Here is a 14,594-nt window from a genome sequence, read left to right on the forward strand (position 1 = left end):
GCTCGGTAGCCACAGCGGCCCCCGCACCCTCCCACCGGCGGGGCGCCGGCGAGAGCCCCGAAGGAGTGGAGCACAGTGCCCGAGCTGAGGTCCCGTACGGTCACCCACGGTCGCAACATGGCAGGCGCCCGGGCGCTTCTCCGGGCGGCCGGCGTAGCCCGCGAGGACTTCGGCAAGCCGATCATCGCGGTGGCCAACTCCTTCACCGAGTTCGTCCCGGGCCACACCCACCTCCAGCCGGTCGGCCGGATCGTCTCCGAGGCGATCAAGCAGGCGGGCGGCATCCCGCGCGAGTTCAACACCATCGCCGTGGACGACGGCATCGCCATGGGCCACGGCGGCATGCTCTACTCGCTGCCCTCGCGCGACCTGATCGCCGACTCGGTCGAGTACATGGTCAACGCGCACTGCGCCGACGCCCTGATCTGCATCTCCAACTGCGACAAGATCACCCCGGGCATGCTGATGGCCGCGCTGCGCCTGAACATCCCGACCGTGTTCGTCTCCGGCGGCCCGATGGAGGCCGGCAAGGCCACCCTGGTCGACGGCACCGTGCGCAAGCTCGACCTGGTCGACGCGATCTCGCAGGCCGTCAACGAGAACGTCTCCGACGAGGACATCGCGATCATCGAGGAGAACGCCTGCCCCACCTGCGGCTCGTGTTCCGGCATGTTCACCGCCAACTCGATGAACTGCCTGACCGAGGCCATCGGCCTCTCGCTGCCCGGCAACGGCTCGGTGCTCGCCACCCACACCGCCCGCCGGGCGCTGTACGAGAAGGCCGGCCGGACGGTCGTCGAGATCGCCGACCGCCACTACGGCGGTGACGACGCCTCGGTGCTGCCCCGCGCGATCGCCACCCGGGCCGCCTTCGAGAACGCCATGGCCCTGGACATCGCCATGGGCGGCTCGACCAACACCATCCTGCACCTGCTCGCCGCCGCCCAGGAGGCCGAGCTGGACTTCGACCAGCGGGCCATCGACGCGGTCTCCCGCAGGGTCCCCTGCCTGTCCAAGGTCGCGCCCAACGGCTCGTACTACATGGAGGACGTCCACCGGGCCGGTGGCATCCCGGCCATCCTCGGCGAGCTGTACCGCGGCGGGCTGCTCAACGAGGACGTCCACACCGTCCACTCCGACTCGCTCGCCGAGTGGCTCAAGACCTGGGACGTGCGCGGCGGCTCGCCGTCCGCCGAGGCCGTCGAGCTGTGGCACGCCGCCCCCGGCTGCGTCCGCTCCGCCGAGGCCTTCTCCCAGTCCGAGCGCTGGGACTCGCTGGACACCGACGCCGCCAAGGGCTGCATCCGCAGCGTCGAGCACGCCTACTCCGTCGAGGGCGGCCTGGCCGTGCTGTACGGCAACCTCGCCGAGGACGGCTGCATCGTGAAGACCGCCGGCGTGGACGAGTCGATCTGGACCTTCAGCGGTCCGGCCGTCGTGGTCGAGTCCCAGGAGGACGCGGTCGAGGCGATCCTCGCCAAGCGGGTCAAGGAGGGCGACGTCGTCGTCATCCGCTACGAGGGTCCCAAGGGCGGCCCGGGCATGCAGGAGATGCTCTACCCGACCTCCTTCCTCAAGGGCCGGGGCCTCGGCAAGGCCTGCGCGCTGGTCACCGACGGCCGCTTCTCCGGCGGCACCTCGGGCCTGTCCATCGGCCACGCCTCCCCGGAGGCGGCCTCCGGGGGCACCATCGCGCTGGTCGAGGACGGCGACACCATCGCCATCGACATCCCCGGCCGGACGATCTCGCTGGAGGTCCCGGACGAGGTCCTCGCCGAGCGCCGCCGCGCCCTGGAGGCCTCGGGCGGCTACCGCCCGAAGAACCGCGACCGCCAGGTCAGCCAGGCCCTGCGGGCCTACGCCGCGATGGCCACCTCCGCGGACAAGGGCGCGGTCCGCGACGTGACCAAGCTCGGCTGAACCCGGGCCCGACCGAACCCGGGCCCGGAAACGGAGGAGCCGTCCCGCAGGCCGGGACGGCTCCTCCGCCGTGTGCGGCGGTCGGGTGATAATCGACGGCGTGAGCGAGCAGCCCCCCACCCCCGCGCCCGAAGCCCCCGGTGCCCCCGAGCCGGAGCCGATCCGCTGGTTCGGCACCAGCTGGCTGAACCGGGACGGCGGCTACTGGCCGCGCCGGGTCGGCGTGTCCGTCGGCGCCCTGGTGGCGACCGCCGCCGTGGTGCTGCTGCTGCGCTTCGGCGTCGAGGGCATCGCCCTCTCCGACAACGCCACCTTCCTCAACGGGCTGCTGACCGTCGCCATCGCGATCTGCTCGATGATGTCCGCCCTGCGCACCTGGAAGGTGCTCACCGAGGGCAAGGACCGGCTGACCGGCTGGATGGCCGAGGACACGTCGCTCGGAGCGGTCTGGCTGATCGGCGGCGCCGGCGCCCTGGCCGCCTATTTCGCCCGCAGCCTGGTCGAGGCCCCCGGCGAGGGGGTGCGGCGCGCCTCGTACGAGCGGGCCGTCGCCCAGTACGAGAAGCGCCGGGCGGGCCGCAGCGGCCGGCCCGACGCCAGGACGCCGGGCCGGCCGGCGTCGGGCCGTACGACGCCGGGCCGGGCCAAGCGCAAGCGCTGACCGGTCAGTTGCGGCTGACCGTGCCGCACCCCTCGGCTTGCTCGACGTCCTTGCTGCGGTCGTACGGGTCGACGGCCGGCCCGGTCGGCCGGGAGCCGGGGGTGTCCTGCTGCAACGCCGCGAACTGGTCGAACTGCGGGTGGAAGAAGCCGTCGTAGACGTCGCAGGCCGAGTTGGCGGGGCTCGTCTGGCTCTTGTCGTAGACGACCTTCTTCGGCTGGACCTGGTAGCGGCCCGGGTCGTAGAACCGGAACGTGTCCACCCGCCGCACGATCGTGCGGGTGGTCCAGGTGTCCCCGGCCACGTCGTCCGTCGGCACGAGCAGGCCCACCGGCTTGGCCGTGCCGCCGCCCTGCGGCGCGGCCGACTTCGTCGGCTGCGGGGCGCGGGTCGCCGGCTGGGGCGATCCGGCCCGTTTGGCGGCCTCCGGGCCCGGGCGCAGCGGGTACACGAAGCTGAAGTCGGTGTGGATCAGGACGCCCTTGTCCCCGTCGCCCTCGAAGGTCATCCGGCCCTGGACCTTGACCGTGTCGCCCACCGCGATCGCTTCGCGCGGGTCGAACCGGCTGAAGAAGTCGGTCGGGTCGTTCTCCTTGGACGGGTGCTCCAGCGCCGACTTCGCGCCGTCCTGGTCATGCCGCTCCAGCAGGGCCAGCGCGGCGTCCGGCCGGCCGCCCGCGATCACCTGCGGGTCGAGGTTGGCGGCGATCAGGTAGTCCTTGACGGACTGCAGCTGGGCGGCCACCTGGGCGGCGGAGAAGACGCCGGTGGCCTGAGCCTCGGGGAGGACGAAGGCCTCGGCGCCGGTCGGCCAGCCCTCGGCGGGGGAGCCGGCCCAGGGGTGGGCGACGGTCGGCTGCTGCTCGTCGACCTTCGGCGGCGCACTGGTCGGCTTGGCCGTCTCGGGGGCGACGGTCGGCACGGGGGTGTGCGCGGCGAAGAGGCCGCCGACGTGGTCCGCGTACCAGCCGCGCAGCCCGTCGGTGTTCAACGCCGCGAGCAGCACGGCGGCGGTCAGCACGGTGTAGACCGGAGCGCGCCACGCGCGGCGGCGCGGGACGGCGTTGCCCCAGGCGTCGAACTCCAGGGGTTCGGGCTTGCGGCCGGAGCGGCGCGCGGGCGCCGGGCCGTCGTGCACCGGGCGGTTGCCGCCCGGGTCGGCCGGCGGGGTGTGCTTCCACCGGGCGGCGAGGGTGCGTCCGCTCCGCTCCTCGGCGGCGGCGTCCCGGACGAGCGCGTCGTCCGGGGCGAGGTCGGTGAACGGGTCCTTCCCGCCCGTCCCGGACGGGTCGGACCCGCCCGGTCGGTCGCCCCCGGCGGGGCGAGGTCGCGGATCTTCGGCTATCGGCATCGCGCCAGTATGACGACGGGGTGTGACGATGCGTCGATCGGGGGCACGCTACGTGGTGAACCCGTGCTCGTCGGGTGGCGCTTCACCCCGGTTCGTCCGGAACCGCGCCGGTGCTCAGGACTTGCCCCGGGCCTGCTTCACCGACCCCACCACCCCGGCGATCGCCAGCAGGAGGCCGGCGGGCAGCAGCGAGATGAAGAAGGCGCCGAAGAGGCCGGAGTCGCCGAGGAACAGCTGCGCCAGGGTGTTCAGCGCGAGCAGCCCGCCGGCCGCCGGGAGCGCCGACTGCCACGGGTGGTCGTTCGCCCAGCGGCGCAGTCGTCGGTCGGCGGTGTCGCGGCGCAGCTGTCCGCCGACGGTGCCGACCAGGAAGAAGAAGAACAGGGCCCAGCCGGCCGGTCCGGCCAGCATGCTCAGCGACCAGCCGCCGGAGATCGCCTCGATCCCCAGGGCGGTCGCCCCCACCACCGCACCGACCCCCGCGGCGGTCCGCCACGGGCCCACGGTCGCCGAGGCGACGGCGAGTTGCCGGTTCTCACGTCGGGACATTTCGTCGTGTGCCATGGTTCAACGGTGCGCCCGCCCGGGGCCGGAGGCCATAGGGGAACCCCCTGGTTTTCTCCCTAGGGGCCGAATGCCCGGCCGGGTCGGGCACGAACGTGCCGAAGCCCCCCGCCGAGGCCCCCGCCCCGACCCCCGCCGAGGCCCCCGCCCCGGCCCTCGGCCCGGCCCCGCCCCGACCTCCGCGACCACGGACCGGACGGTCCCGCCGGGCGCCGTCGCACGGTGCGAGGATGGCCGCAGTAGCGAGCCGAGGAGCGGACCATGGGCAGCAGCGCAGCACACGCACAGAAGATCGCCTTCCTGGGCACCGGCAAGATCGGTGAGGCCCTGCTCTCCGGCCTGCTGCGGGCCGGCAAGGACCCGGCGGACGTCCTGGTGACCGCCCGCCGCCCCGAGCGCGCGGCCGAACTCGCCGCCCGGTACGGCGTGGTGGCGGTCTCCAACGCCGAGGCCGCCAAGCTCGCGGACACCCTGATCCTCGCGGTCAAGCCGCAGGACATGGGCACCCTGCTGGAGGAGCTGGCCCCGCACGTCGGCGCGGACCGGCTGGTGATCTCGGCCGCGGCCGGCGTCCCGACCGCCTGGTTCGAGGAGCGGCTGGCGGCGGGCACCCCGGTGGTCCGGGTGATGCCCAACACGCCGGTCCTGGTGGACGAGGGGATGAGCGTGATCTCGGCCGGCTCGTGCGCCACCGAGGAACACCTGGCGCGCACCGAGGAGATCTTCAGCTCGGTCGGCAAGGCGCTGCGGCTGCCCGAGTCCCAGCAGGACGCGGCCACTGCGCTCTCCGGCTCCGGCCCGGCCTACTTCTACTTCCTGGTCGAGGCGATGACCGACGCCGGGATCCTGCTGGGCCTGCCCCGGCAGGTGGCGCACGACCTGATCGTGCAGTCCGCGATCGGCGCCTCGGTGATGCTGCGCGACTCCGGCGAGCACCCGGTGAAGCTGCGCGAGGCGGTCACCTCTCCGGCCGGCACCACCATCTCGGCCATCCGCGAGCTGGAGAACCACGGGGTGCGGGCCGCGCTGCTGGGCGCGCTGGAGGCGGCCCGGGACCGCTCCCGGGAGCTGGCCTCCGGCGGGAAGTAGCCCGCCGGGCAGAAGTCCCTGCGCGACCCCTCCCGCAATCGCGGCGCACCGCCTACGCTCTCGCCAACATCGTCCTACCGGCCGGTAGCGAGGTCGCCAGGAGGCCCGTGTGGAGGTCCGTATGAGTGCCGCGCCGTCCGTGCTCCCGCCCGGCCTGAGGGCCGGGCGGGCCGCGCTCGCCGTCAGCTTCCTGCTCCAGGGCACCACCTTCGCGCTGCTGGTCACCTGCATCCCGGAGATCCAGCACCGGTACGGGCTGAGCGACGGGCTGCTGCCGGTCTTCCTGGCCGCCGTGCCGATCCTGGCCGGGGTCGGTTCGATCACCTCCGAGCAGCTGGTGCGGCGCACCGGCGCGCGGGCCGTGCTGCGGGTGGTCCAGCCCGCCGTCTGCCTCAGCCTGGCGGCCGCCGGGCTCGGGGGAGCGCTGTGGCAACTCGCCCTCGCCCTGGGGGCGTTCGGCCTGCTGGTGGGGGCGCTGGACGCCAGTATGAACATGCTCGGGGTGGGCCTGCAGCACCGCTACGGCCGCTCGATCATGATCGGCTTCCACGCCGCGTTCAGCCTCGGCGGCATCGTCGGCGCGGCCCTGGCCGGCCTCGGCTCGCACTACGACCTCGGACTGCCGGTGTTGTTCGGCACCGCCGCCGCGGTGATCGCCCCGCTCGCGGTGCTCACCGGCACCTTCTTCGCCGGGCCCGCCGACCTCGGCGACGCCGTCCGGGAGGCCGCCGAGGCCGCCGCCCGGGCCGTCCCCTGGCGGCCGCTGCTGCCGCTCTGCCTGGCGATGGCCTTCGCGTACATCGCCGACGCCTCGGTCTCCAACTACAGCGTCAAGTACCTCACCGACGGCCTGGGCAGTCGCGAGGACCTCGCCAAGCTCTCCTACCTCGGCTACATGGTCGCGATGCTGCTCGGCCGGGCCCTGGGCGACCGGGCGGTGCAGCGCTTCGGCGCCGTCCCGGTGGTCCGCGCCGGTGCCGCGCTGGCCGCGCTGGGCTTCGGGACGGCCGCGGTGGCGCCCACCGCCTGGGCGGGCATCGCCGGGTTCACCGTGCTCGGCTTCGGCATCTGCGCGATCATCCCGCAGGTGTTCGCGGCCGGCGGCCGGCTGTTCCCGGCCGACTCGGACGCCGCGGTGGCCCGGCTCAACCTCTTCAACTACGTGGGTTTCCTGCTCGGTTCGCCGCTGGTCGGCGCGATCGCCGACGCGAGCTCGTACCGCTGGGCGCTGCTCGCCCCGATGCTGCTGGTGCTCGCCGTCCTGCCGCTGGCCGACCGCTTCGCCCCGGCACCGGTGGTCGTGCCCGCCCCCGCCGCCGCGTAGCGACGGCGGGGGCGGGCGGGCGGAGGGTGTCAGCCGATCAGGGTCTGCAGCTCGGGCAGGCCGTTGGGCCAGAGCTGGTCCTGGGTGAAGGTCGGAGCGCCCGCCGGGCCGTACTCGACGTAGACGTACGGGGCCCAGTTGAGCGTGTACTGGCCGGTCCACGCCGGGGTCGCGGTGATCTGGACGGTGACCGTGACGGTACGGGTGGCGCCCGGTGCGATCGGCGCCGTGAAGTGCCAGTGGGCGTTGTTGCCGCCGAAGGCGCAGTCCGTGTTGTCGCCGCCGCAGCCGATCACGGTGAACGCGCCGACCTGCTGGTTGGCGGGCCAGATCGGCTGGATGAACTCGTAGGCGAAGGAGATGTCGGTGGTCTCGTTGTTGGTGAGCGAGAGGGTGAGGGTCAGCTGGTCACCCGGATTCGCCGTCGACTTGTTGACGGCGAATGCGGTGCCGTTGACCGCGGCGGAGGCCGGCTGGGTGGCAAAGAGCAGGCCAAGTCCCAGTATTGCAGCGAGAATTACCCCAAGGCGTTGCACGCTGAATGGCTTCATGGCGGAGAGGATATGTACTCGCCAAGCTTCTGTCTGTACCGCCTCGACAAATCCCCTCCACAGCTGCCCCACAGCCACACCACACCTGCCGTACCCCACCCGCGCGACCAGCGGCGGGCCGCCCTCCCGGGCGCGCCCTGGCGGCGGCCCGGCGACCGCCACCCGCTACGGTGGAGGCCATGCCCGAAGCCGAGCGTGACACCCCCTGCGGCCTGCACCTCTTCTGGGACGAGGCCGTCACCGCCTACGACTTCGGCCCCGGCCACCCGATGGACCCGACCCGGCTGGCGCTCACCATGCGCCTGGTCGAGGCCCTGGGGCTGAACGGCGGTCCGGGGGTGACCGTCCGGTCCGCGCCGCCCGCCGGCGAGTCCACCCTGCGGCTGGTGCACACCCGGGAGTACGTCGAGGCGGTCAAGCACGCCGCCGCCCACCCCGAACTGACCGACCCCCGGCACGGCCTCGGCACCGACGACAACTGGGCCTTCCCCGCCGTCCATTCGGCCTCCGCGCTGATCGCCGGCCTGTCGGTGGCCGCCGCCGAGGCGGTCTGGCGCGGCGAGACCCCGCACGCCGTGAACTTCGCCGGCGGCCTGCACCACGCCATGCCCGGCAAGGCCTCCGGGTTCTGTGTGTACAACGATCCCGCGCTGGCCATCGCCCGGCTGCTCGAACTCGGCGCCGAGCGGGTCGCCTACGTCGACGTGGACGTCCACCACGGCGACGGCGTCCAGGAGGCCTTCTGGAACGACCCCCGGGTCCTGACGGTCTCCCTGCACGAGCACCCCGCCACGCTCTTCCCGCAGACCGGCTGGCCGATGGAGACCGGCGGCCCGGACGCCCCCGGATCCGCCGCCAACCTGCCGCTGCCGGCCGGGACCGGCGACGCCGGCTGGCTGCGCGCCTTCCACGCCCTGGTGCCCGACCTGCTCGCCGCCTTCCGGCCGCAGGTCCTGGTCACCCAGCACGGCGCCGACACCCACCTGGAGGACCCGCTCGCCCACCTCGCCGTCACCGTGGACGCCCAGCGGCTGATCGCCGAGGAGCTGCACGACCTCGCCCACCGGCACGCCGGCGGCCGCTGGGTGGCCACCGGCGGGGGCGGCTACGCGGTGGTCGACGTCGTCCCGCGCAGCTGGACCCACCTGGTCGCCACCGCCGCCGGACGGCCCGTCGACCCGGCCACCGAGACCCCGGAGTCCTGGCGCGCCGAGGTCTACCGCCGCACCCGCGGCCCGGCCCCGCTGCGGATGACCGACGGCGCCCGCCCGGCCTGGCGCGACTTCGACGCGGGTTACGATCCGGCCGACCGGCTCGATCAGGCCATCCTCGCCAGCCGCCGCGCGGTGTTCCCCCACCACGGCCTGCTGGCCTGAACCCGCCGCCCCCGCCGGGTCCCGCCGGGGCGTGCGTACGGCGGGCGGTGCCATCCGCCGAGCGGCTACGTACTGCAACGGTCCTATCTCTCACCGTACGAGGACTGCACTTCCCCTCTTCCCACTGGTACCACCCATAACTACTCTGGGGATACACGTGTGCCGGTGGAGTCACCGGAGGGGAAGCCGGTGCCTTGCACACGGGTAAGGGTCGGGTGATGGTCATGAGTTCCGTGGAGCGTCCCCTGCAGGAAGTCGTCTTCCTGACCGTGGCGGAGGTCGCCGCGGTCATGCGGGTGTCCAAGATGACGGTGTACCGGCTGGTGCACAGCGGAGAACTGCCGGCCATCCGGGTCGGACGGTCCTTCCGGGTGCCCCAGCAGGCGGTGCACGAGTACCTCAAGGAGTCCTACGTGCGGCTCGAGAGCGCGTAGGGCAAGGGTCGGCGGGGCCGGGTCCGCAGCCGCGGGTCCGGCCCCGTTCGCCCCGGATTTCCCGCGAGTTTCCCGATTGCGGGAAGCACGATTACGGCCCTGGCGCCCCGGACGGTAGGCTAGGCCCTCACGTCAGTCGTATGGACTCCGTCTCTCACGGACGAGAGTCTCAGTGAGCGAGGGTTGTTCCGTGGGCTCTGTCATCAAGAAGCGTCGCAAGCGTATGGCCAAGAAGAAGCACCGCAAGCTTCTGAAGCGGACCCGCGTTCAGCGTCGCAACAAGAAGTAAGCGCCCCCGGCCGCGCCCAGCGCGCCCAGCGCTTCCACCGCCCGCCCAGGCCCTCGTGGCCCGGGCGGGCGGTGTCGTTTCACGGCCCGGCACGGGGGCGCGGTACGGTGCACGCAGGGCCGCTGGGGTCGATGGAATGGGGTGCACACCGTGGGCGTGGTCGTGCTCGTCACCGGGGTGGCACGCCATCTCGGTGCCCGCTTCGCCGCCGAGGTCCGCCGTCGTCCGGGCGTGGACCTGGTCGTCGGCGTGGACGTGCAGCCGCCCGGGGCGCCACCCGCGGAGCCGGCCGGTCCGGCCGCCCCGTACCGCTTCCACCAGCTCGACCTGCGCCGCCCGGCGCTGGCCCGGGTGCTCGCCGAGCACCAGGTGGACACCGTCGTGCACCTCAGCGTCAGCGCCACCGGCCTGGGCTCCACCAACCGCTCCGCGGTGAAGGAGTCCAACGTCATCGGCACCATGCAGCTGCTCGGCGCCTGCCAGAAGGCTCCCGCGGTGCGCCGGCTGGTGGTGAAGTCCACCACCGGCGTGTACGGCTCCGCGCCCCGCGACCCGGCGGTGTTCAGCGAGCGGATCCAGCCGAAGACCCCGCCCGGCGGCGGCTTCGCCAAGGATGCGGCGGAGGTCGAGGGCTACGTCCGCGGCTTCGCCCGGCGCCGCCCGGACGTCGCGGTGACGGTGCTGCGCTTCGCCAACATCGTCGGCCCGAACGCGGACACCCCGCTCAGCGAGTACTTCGCGCTGCCCGTGCTGCCGACCGTCCTCGGCTACGACCCGCGGCTGCAGTTCGTCCACGAGGACGACGCCGTCGCCGTGCTCTGCCGGGCCGCCGGCGAGCCCGAGCCGGGCACCGTCAACACCGGCACCTTCAACGTGGCGGGGGAGGGCGTCCTACTGCTCTCCCAGTGCGCCCGCCGGCTCGGCCGGCCCACCCTGCCGCTGCTGCTGCCCGCGGTCAGCTGGATGGCCGTGCTGGCCCGGCAGACCCGGCTGGTGGACGTCTCGCCGGAGCAGCTGCGGCTGCTCACCCACGGCCGGGTGGTGGACACCGCCCGGCTGCGCGAGACCTTCGGCTACCGTCCGGTGTTCAGCACCCCCGAGGCCTTCGCCGACTTCGCCGCCGCCCAGGGCCCCGGCCTGCTGCCGCCCGAGCGGCTGGCCGCCGTCACCGACCGGCTGGCCGCCCTGCTCGGCCCGGAGGGGGCGGCCCCCGCCGCCGCACCGGGCGCCCTGCCGAACCGCCCCCGCCGACCGAGGAGCTGAAACCCGCCATGAACGCCGCAGCCGAGAACGCGCCGGGCCGGGCCAAGGTCATCCCGATCGAGTCCGCCCCCAGCTGGACCGGGCCCGAGGGCCCCGGCCTGGCCGACCGGCTCGCCGGCGCCGTCGGCGGGGCGCTGTCCGGGCCGCTCGGCCCGACGGCCACCCGGCTGTTCGGCAAGGGCTGGGAGGGCCGCGCCGCCGAGCGGCTGGCCTTCCTGCGCCGCCGGGTCACCGGCGACTACGAGGTGGACGAGTTCGGCTTCGACCGGGAGCTCACCGAGGAGGTGCTGCTCGCGCTGCTGCGCCCGCTGGCCGAGAAGTACTTCCGGATCGACGTCCAGGGCGTGGAGAACATCCCGGCCGAGGGCGGCGCGCTGATCGTCGCCAACCACTCCGGGACGGTCCCGCTGGACGCGCTGATGACCCAGGTGGTCATCCACGACCACCACCCGAACCGGCGGCACCTGCGGATGCTCGCCGCCGACCTGGTCTTCGTGCTGCCCGGGGTCAACGAGCTGGCCCGCAAGTCCGGCCACACGCTGGCCTGCAACGAGGACGCCCAGGCGCTGCTGGAGCGCGGCGAGGTGGTCGGGGTCTGGCCGGAGGGCTTCAAGGGCATCGGCAAGCCGTTCTCCGAGCGCTACAAGCTGCAGCGGTTCGGCCGCGGCGGTTTCGTGGCCTCGGCGCTGCGGGCGCGGGTGCCGATCGTGCCGTGCTCGATCGTCGGGGCGGAGGAGACCTACCCGATGATCGGCAACGTGAAGACGCTGGCCCGGCTGCTGGGCCTGCCGTACGTGCCGATCACGCCGACCTTCCCCTGGCTCGGGCCGCTCGGGATGCTGCCGCTGCCGACCAAGTGGACGATCCGCTTCGGTGAGCCGATCGCCACCGACGGGTACCCGGCGGAGGCGGCGGACGACCCGATGCTGGTCTTCGACCTGGCCGACGAGGTGCGCGAGACCATCCAGCACACCCTCTACCAACTGCTGGTGCAGCGGCGCTCGGTGTTCTTCTGAGCTGAGGTCTTCCGGCTCGGTGGGCCGGACCGGAGGACGGAGGGGCCCGGCGGATATCGCACTCCGCCGGGCCCGTCCCGTGCCCCCGCTCAGCAGCCGGGGATCCGGTCAGCCGCCGAGGATCCGCAGCCCGGGCAGCAGGCCCGGGACCAGCGGGGGCACCTCGACGCCCTGCTGCCGGGCCGCGTCCGGGGCGGCCGGCGTGCCGGACGGCTGCGGCGCCTGCGGCGGGGCCGCGTCGGCGCTCGGCGAGGGCCTGGTGCCGGTGAGCCCGTTGGTGAGGTCGCCGACCAGCCCGTTGACGGCGTCCGGGGCGCTGGTGGGCAGGCTGCTGGGCAGGCCCGCGCCCTTTCCGCTGCCGCCGGTCGCGCCCGCGCCGGGGTCGGCCGGGGCCGGCGCGCCCGCCCCGGGGCGATTGCCGCCGGTGGCGCCGCCGCCCGGGGCCTGGCCGCCGCCCTGCGCCGCGCCGGAGCCGGCCGCCGGGGCACCGGCCGGGGATCCGCCGGTCGGGTCCGAGGTGCCGCCGCCCGCTCCGGGGCCGGCCGTGCCACCGCTCTTGGCGGGGGGCTGGGCCAGGCGCAGGGGCGCGACGTCCTCGCTTATGTCGTCGAACAGCTGGTTCACCAGCGAGGCCTGCTGGGTGAGCTGGACGGGCAGCTTGCCCTGCAGCTCGGTCCAGCGGCCGTCCTCGTCGTGGGCGAAGCCGGCCAGTGCGCGCATCGGGTCGAGCGAGCCGTTGCTGCGGTAGACCGAGCGCAGCAGTTCCCGACCCCTGAGGGCGTCGGCGTGCATGTCGTCCAGGGCGCGGCGGACCTGCTCGACGGTGACCGGGCTGAGCCCGCCCGCCGGGCCGGTGCGGCCGACCAGGACCTTGGCCTCGCCCAGCCGCGTGGCGGCGTTGTCCAGCAGCAGTTCGCCGCGCTCGGAGTCGGAGCCCGCGAAGTCGAGCCGGAGCCCTTCGAGGCCGCGCTTCAGCCCGTACAGCGTGTCCCCGGGAACGGCACCGGTGCTCGCGGCGGCGGCGCCGGCCAGGCTGCCGACGGCGAGCCCGGCGACGAGTCCGCCGATCGCGAACCGGCGGCTCCAGCGGCCGCGCGGCGCCGTCCGGATCGTCCGGTGGCGGCGCTGGCGGGGCACCGCGGCGCCCGGCCCGCCGGCGAAGGCCTGCTCGAACGCGGCCATCAGCTGGGCGCGTTGGACCGTCCGGACCTCGCGGTCCAGCACCGGTCCGGGCAGCGCTCCCAGCACGTCGGTCAGGCCGACCAGTTCGGCCGTCGCGGCCGAACCGGAGCCGGTGCCTGCGGTGTTGGCCGATTCCGCGTCGGTTGCAGCGCGTTGCTCCGTCCGGTGGGCCTCCAGCGCCTCGGCGAAGGCCTTCGCCCGCCGGTGCTCCAGCACGTTTGCCGTCACGGGCCACACCTCCCTTCGTCGTTGTCGACACCCCGGCCTGCCGGACGGTTGCCCCGGCTGGCCAAAGCCACTCCATCGGGTGAGAGGTCGCAATTCGGCTTGACCGTACGCCTGGTGGAGGCTTGCACGCTGGCCAACGATCGGTGCGGGCGGTCGGTTACGCACGGCTGATCATCGGACCGACCGTTCACTCTGACGTGTCGGTCGGGCGTGGACGGTGACGGCCGGCCGGGCGGCCCTCCGGCTGTGTCCCCCTCGATCACGGCCGGCTCACCGCGCGTCGGGCGGGAGCAGTCGCGCCAGGGTGCGGACGGCGCGGTACTGGAGGGTCTTGATGGCGCCCTCGTTCTTGCCCATGATCCGGGCCGTCTCGGCGACCGAGAGCCCCTGCAGGAAGCGGAGGGTGACGCACTCCTGCTGCTGCGGGTTGAGCCGGCGCACCGCGTCCAGCAGGGCGGCGTTGGAGAGCGACTCCAGCACCGATTCCTCCGGGCTGCGCTCGCACTCGTTCGAGTCGAGCATCTCGCCGGTGGTGACCTCCAGCCGGAAGCGGCTGGACTTGAAGTGGTCGGCGACCAGGTTGCGCGCGATGGTGACCAGCCAGGCGCCGAAGTCCCGGCCCTGCCAGGTGAAGGTGCCGATCCGGCGCAGCGCGCGCAGGAACGTCTCGCTGGTGAGGTCCTCGGCCGTGGCCCGGCTGCCGACCCGGTAGTAGATGTACCGGTAGACGGTGTCCGCGTAGTGGTCGTAGAGCCGGCCGAAGGCCTCGCTCTCGCCGGCCTGGGCCCGCTCGACCAGCTCCATGACCGGGTTGTGCTCGGTCTCGCAGCCGGGGCCGGCCGCGGTCCGGGTGCGGCCGCGGCCGAGGCCGGTGCTGCCGCTGCGGCCGCGCGAGCCGGTGCCGGCCGAGCCGGCGGCGGTGGTGCGCAGCGCCAGGCCGGGGCCGTGCGGGTGGCCGAACGTTCCTCCGGCGGGAACGAGTTGGGGCGAGACGGCGAGCTGGCTGCGGAGCAGGGAGCGCAGCAGGTCCAGGCCGGTGGAGATCTGCCGCTCGGCGGCGGGTCGGCTGCGGTGGCCGGTGCGGGGGCGCAGGGGCGCGGACGACGGGCGGGAGGGTGCAGGCGCGTCGTTCCGGACGGGTGGGTACACGGGACTCCCAGAGGCAGAACTGTGGACGGATCACCTCCGCCTGCGCGGAGAGCACTCCCCGAAGCGTCCGTTCGAGCGGGACGCGTGGAGACGTGCATCCAGGAGAGAATAACGCTTTGTGCAATGACAGCTACACCGTGTGGTCGAAGTGGTCGTTTGGGATCCATTTGTTGGGCATATTTGGCTGGCGCTGACCG

Annotated in this window: 14 protein-coding genes; 9 read left to right on the plus strand and 5 right to left on the minus strand. The window is 73.9% G+C overall.

The genetic code is table 11. The features are described from left to right. Nucleotides 1-75: 75 nt before the first annotated feature. Nucleotides 76-1,920: a dihydroxy-acid dehydratase gene (gene ilvD / locus AB0Q99_RS14750; protein ID WP_363571601.1), complete on the plus strand. Its 1,845-nt coding sequence runs from the start codon at nucleotides 76-78 to the stop codon at nucleotides 1,918-1,920. A gap of 100 nt (nucleotides 1,921-2,020) precedes the next feature. Further along, nucleotides 2,021-2,581 carry a hypothetical protein gene (locus AB0Q99_RS14755; RefSeq protein ID WP_363571603.1) on the plus strand — a complete coding sequence of 187 codons (561 nt, stop codon included), beginning with the start codon at nucleotides 2,021-2,023 and terminating at the stop codon, nucleotides 2,579-2,581. Between the two features lie 4 nt (nucleotides 2,582-2,585). Here AB0Q99_RS14755 and AB0Q99_RS14760 read toward each other — a convergent pair whose 3' ends face one another. Beyond that, entirely contained in the window at nucleotides 2,586-3,932 is a 1,347-nt protein-coding gene (locus AB0Q99_RS14760) for a hypothetical protein (RefSeq protein ID WP_363571605.1), read from the minus strand. Nucleotides 3,933-4,046: 114 nt separating this feature from the next. Further along, entirely contained in the window at nucleotides 4,047-4,496 is a 450-nt protein-coding gene (locus AB0Q99_RS14765; RefSeq protein WP_363571607.1) for a hypothetical protein, read from the minus strand. Nucleotides 4,497-4,757: 261 nt separating this feature from the next. Here AB0Q99_RS14765 and proC point away from each other — a divergent pair, with 261 nt between their 5' ends. Both proC and AB0Q99_RS14775 read left to right on the plus strand, forming a co-directional pair. Continuing rightward, nucleotides 4,758-5,585, plus strand: coding sequence for a pyrroline-5-carboxylate reductase (proC, locus tag AB0Q99_RS14770; protein WP_363571608.1), 828 nt, complete (start codon nucleotides 4,758-4,760; stop codon nucleotides 5,583-5,585). A 121-nt stretch (nucleotides 5,586-5,706) separates the two neighbouring features. Further along, a complete protein-coding gene (locus AB0Q99_RS14775; protein WP_363571610.1) occupies nucleotides 5,707-6,909 on the plus strand; it encodes an MFS transporter in 1,203 nt (400 codons plus the stop codon). Between the two features lie 29 nt (nucleotides 6,910-6,938). Here the strand turns inward: AB0Q99_RS14775 and AB0Q99_RS14780 are convergent, their stop codons facing one another. After that, the gene (locus AB0Q99_RS14780) at nucleotides 6,939-7,460 is read right to left on the minus strand and encodes a hypothetical protein (protein WP_363571612.1); all 522 of its coding nucleotides are present in this window, start codon (nucleotides 7,458-7,460) and stop codon (nucleotides 6,939-6,941) included. A gap of 179 nt (nucleotides 7,461-7,639) precedes the next feature. On the opposite strand from AB0Q99_RS14780, the gene AB0Q99_RS14785 reads away from it, so the two are divergent. The 5 genes from AB0Q99_RS14785 (at nucleotide 7,640) to AB0Q99_RS14805 (ending at nucleotide 11,838) form a co-directional block, all read left to right on the plus strand. Then, on the plus strand, nucleotides 7,640-8,836 hold the full coding sequence (locus tag AB0Q99_RS14785) for an acetoin utilization protein AcuC (protein ID WP_363571614.1): 1,197 nt from the start codon (nucleotides 7,640-7,642) through the stop codon (nucleotides 8,834-8,836). Nucleotides 8,837-9,060: 224 nt separating this feature from the next. Further along, nucleotides 9,061-9,270 carry a helix-turn-helix domain-containing protein gene (locus AB0Q99_RS14790; RefSeq protein WP_045699258.1) on the plus strand — a complete coding sequence of 70 codons (210 nt, stop codon included), beginning with the start codon at nucleotides 9,061-9,063 and terminating at the stop codon, nucleotides 9,268-9,270. Between the two features lie 190 nt (nucleotides 9,271-9,460). After that, nucleotides 9,461-9,559, plus strand: coding sequence for an AURKAIP1/COX24 domain-containing protein (locus AB0Q99_RS14795; protein ID WP_003948845.1), 99 nt, complete (start codon nucleotides 9,461-9,463; stop codon nucleotides 9,557-9,559). A 150-nt stretch (nucleotides 9,560-9,709) separates the two neighbouring features. Next, a complete protein-coding gene (locus tag AB0Q99_RS14800) occupies nucleotides 9,710-10,822 on the plus strand; it encodes an NAD-dependent epimerase/dehydratase family protein (RefSeq protein ID WP_363571689.1) in 1,113 nt (370 codons plus the stop codon). 8 nt (nucleotides 10,823-10,830) lie between these two features. Further along, complete coding sequence (locus tag AB0Q99_RS14805; RefSeq protein ID WP_363571616.1) at nucleotides 10,831-11,838, plus strand: lysophospholipid acyltransferase family protein; 1,008 nt, start codon at nucleotides 10,831-10,833, stop codon at nucleotides 11,836-11,838. A 108-nt stretch (nucleotides 11,839-11,946) separates the two neighbouring features. Here AB0Q99_RS14805 and AB0Q99_RS14810 read toward each other — a convergent pair whose 3' ends face one another. Further along, a complete protein-coding gene (locus tag AB0Q99_RS14810) occupies nucleotides 11,947-13,248 on the minus strand; it encodes a DUF5667 domain-containing protein (protein ID WP_363571618.1) in 1,302 nt (433 codons plus the stop codon). Between the two features lie 270 nt (nucleotides 13,249-13,518). Further along, entirely contained in the window at nucleotides 13,519-14,340 is an 822-nt protein-coding gene (locus tag AB0Q99_RS14815; protein WP_363571691.1) for an ECF subfamily RNA polymerase sigma factor, BldN family, read from the minus strand. Nucleotides 14,341-14,594 lie beyond the last annotated feature (254 nt).

Origin of the sequence: Kitasatospora sp. NPDC086791 (assembly GCF_040685975.1) — a bacterium.
Classification (GTDB): Bacteria; Actinomycetota; Actinomycetes; order Streptomycetales; family Streptomycetaceae; genus Kitasatospora.

Excerpts from the sequence above, each read along its gene's own strand:
- AB0Q99_RS14760 (WP_363571605.1), bottom strand. The coding sequence starts at position 3,932 with ATGCCGATAGCCGAAGATCCGCGACCTCGCCCCGCCGGGGGCGACCGA.
- AB0Q99_RS14765 (WP_363571607.1), bottom strand. The coding sequence starts at position 4,496 with ATGGCACACGACGAAATGTCCCGACGTGAGAACCGGCAACTCGCCGTC.
- proC (WP_363571608.1), top strand. The coding sequence starts at position 4,758 with ATGGGCAGCAGCGCAGCACACGCACAGAAGATCGCCTTCCTGGGCACC.
- AB0Q99_RS14775 (WP_363571610.1), top strand. The coding sequence starts at position 5,707 with ATGAGTGCCGCGCCGTCCGTGCTCCCGCCCGGCCTGAGGGCCGGGCGG.
- AB0Q99_RS14780 (WP_363571612.1), bottom strand. The coding sequence starts at position 7,460 with ATGAAGCCATTCAGCGTGCAACGCCTTGGGGTAATTCTCGCTGCAATA.
- AB0Q99_RS14785 (WP_363571614.1), top strand. The coding sequence starts at position 7,640 with ATGCCCGAAGCCGAGCGTGACACCCCCTGCGGCCTGCACCTCTTCTGG.
- AB0Q99_RS14790 (WP_045699258.1), top strand. The coding sequence starts at position 9,061 with ATGAGTTCCGTGGAGCGTCCCCTGCAGGAAGTCGTCTTCCTGACCGTG.
- AB0Q99_RS14805 (WP_363571616.1), top strand. The coding sequence starts at position 10,831 with ATGAACGCCGCAGCCGAGAACGCGCCGGGCCGGGCCAAGGTCATCCCG.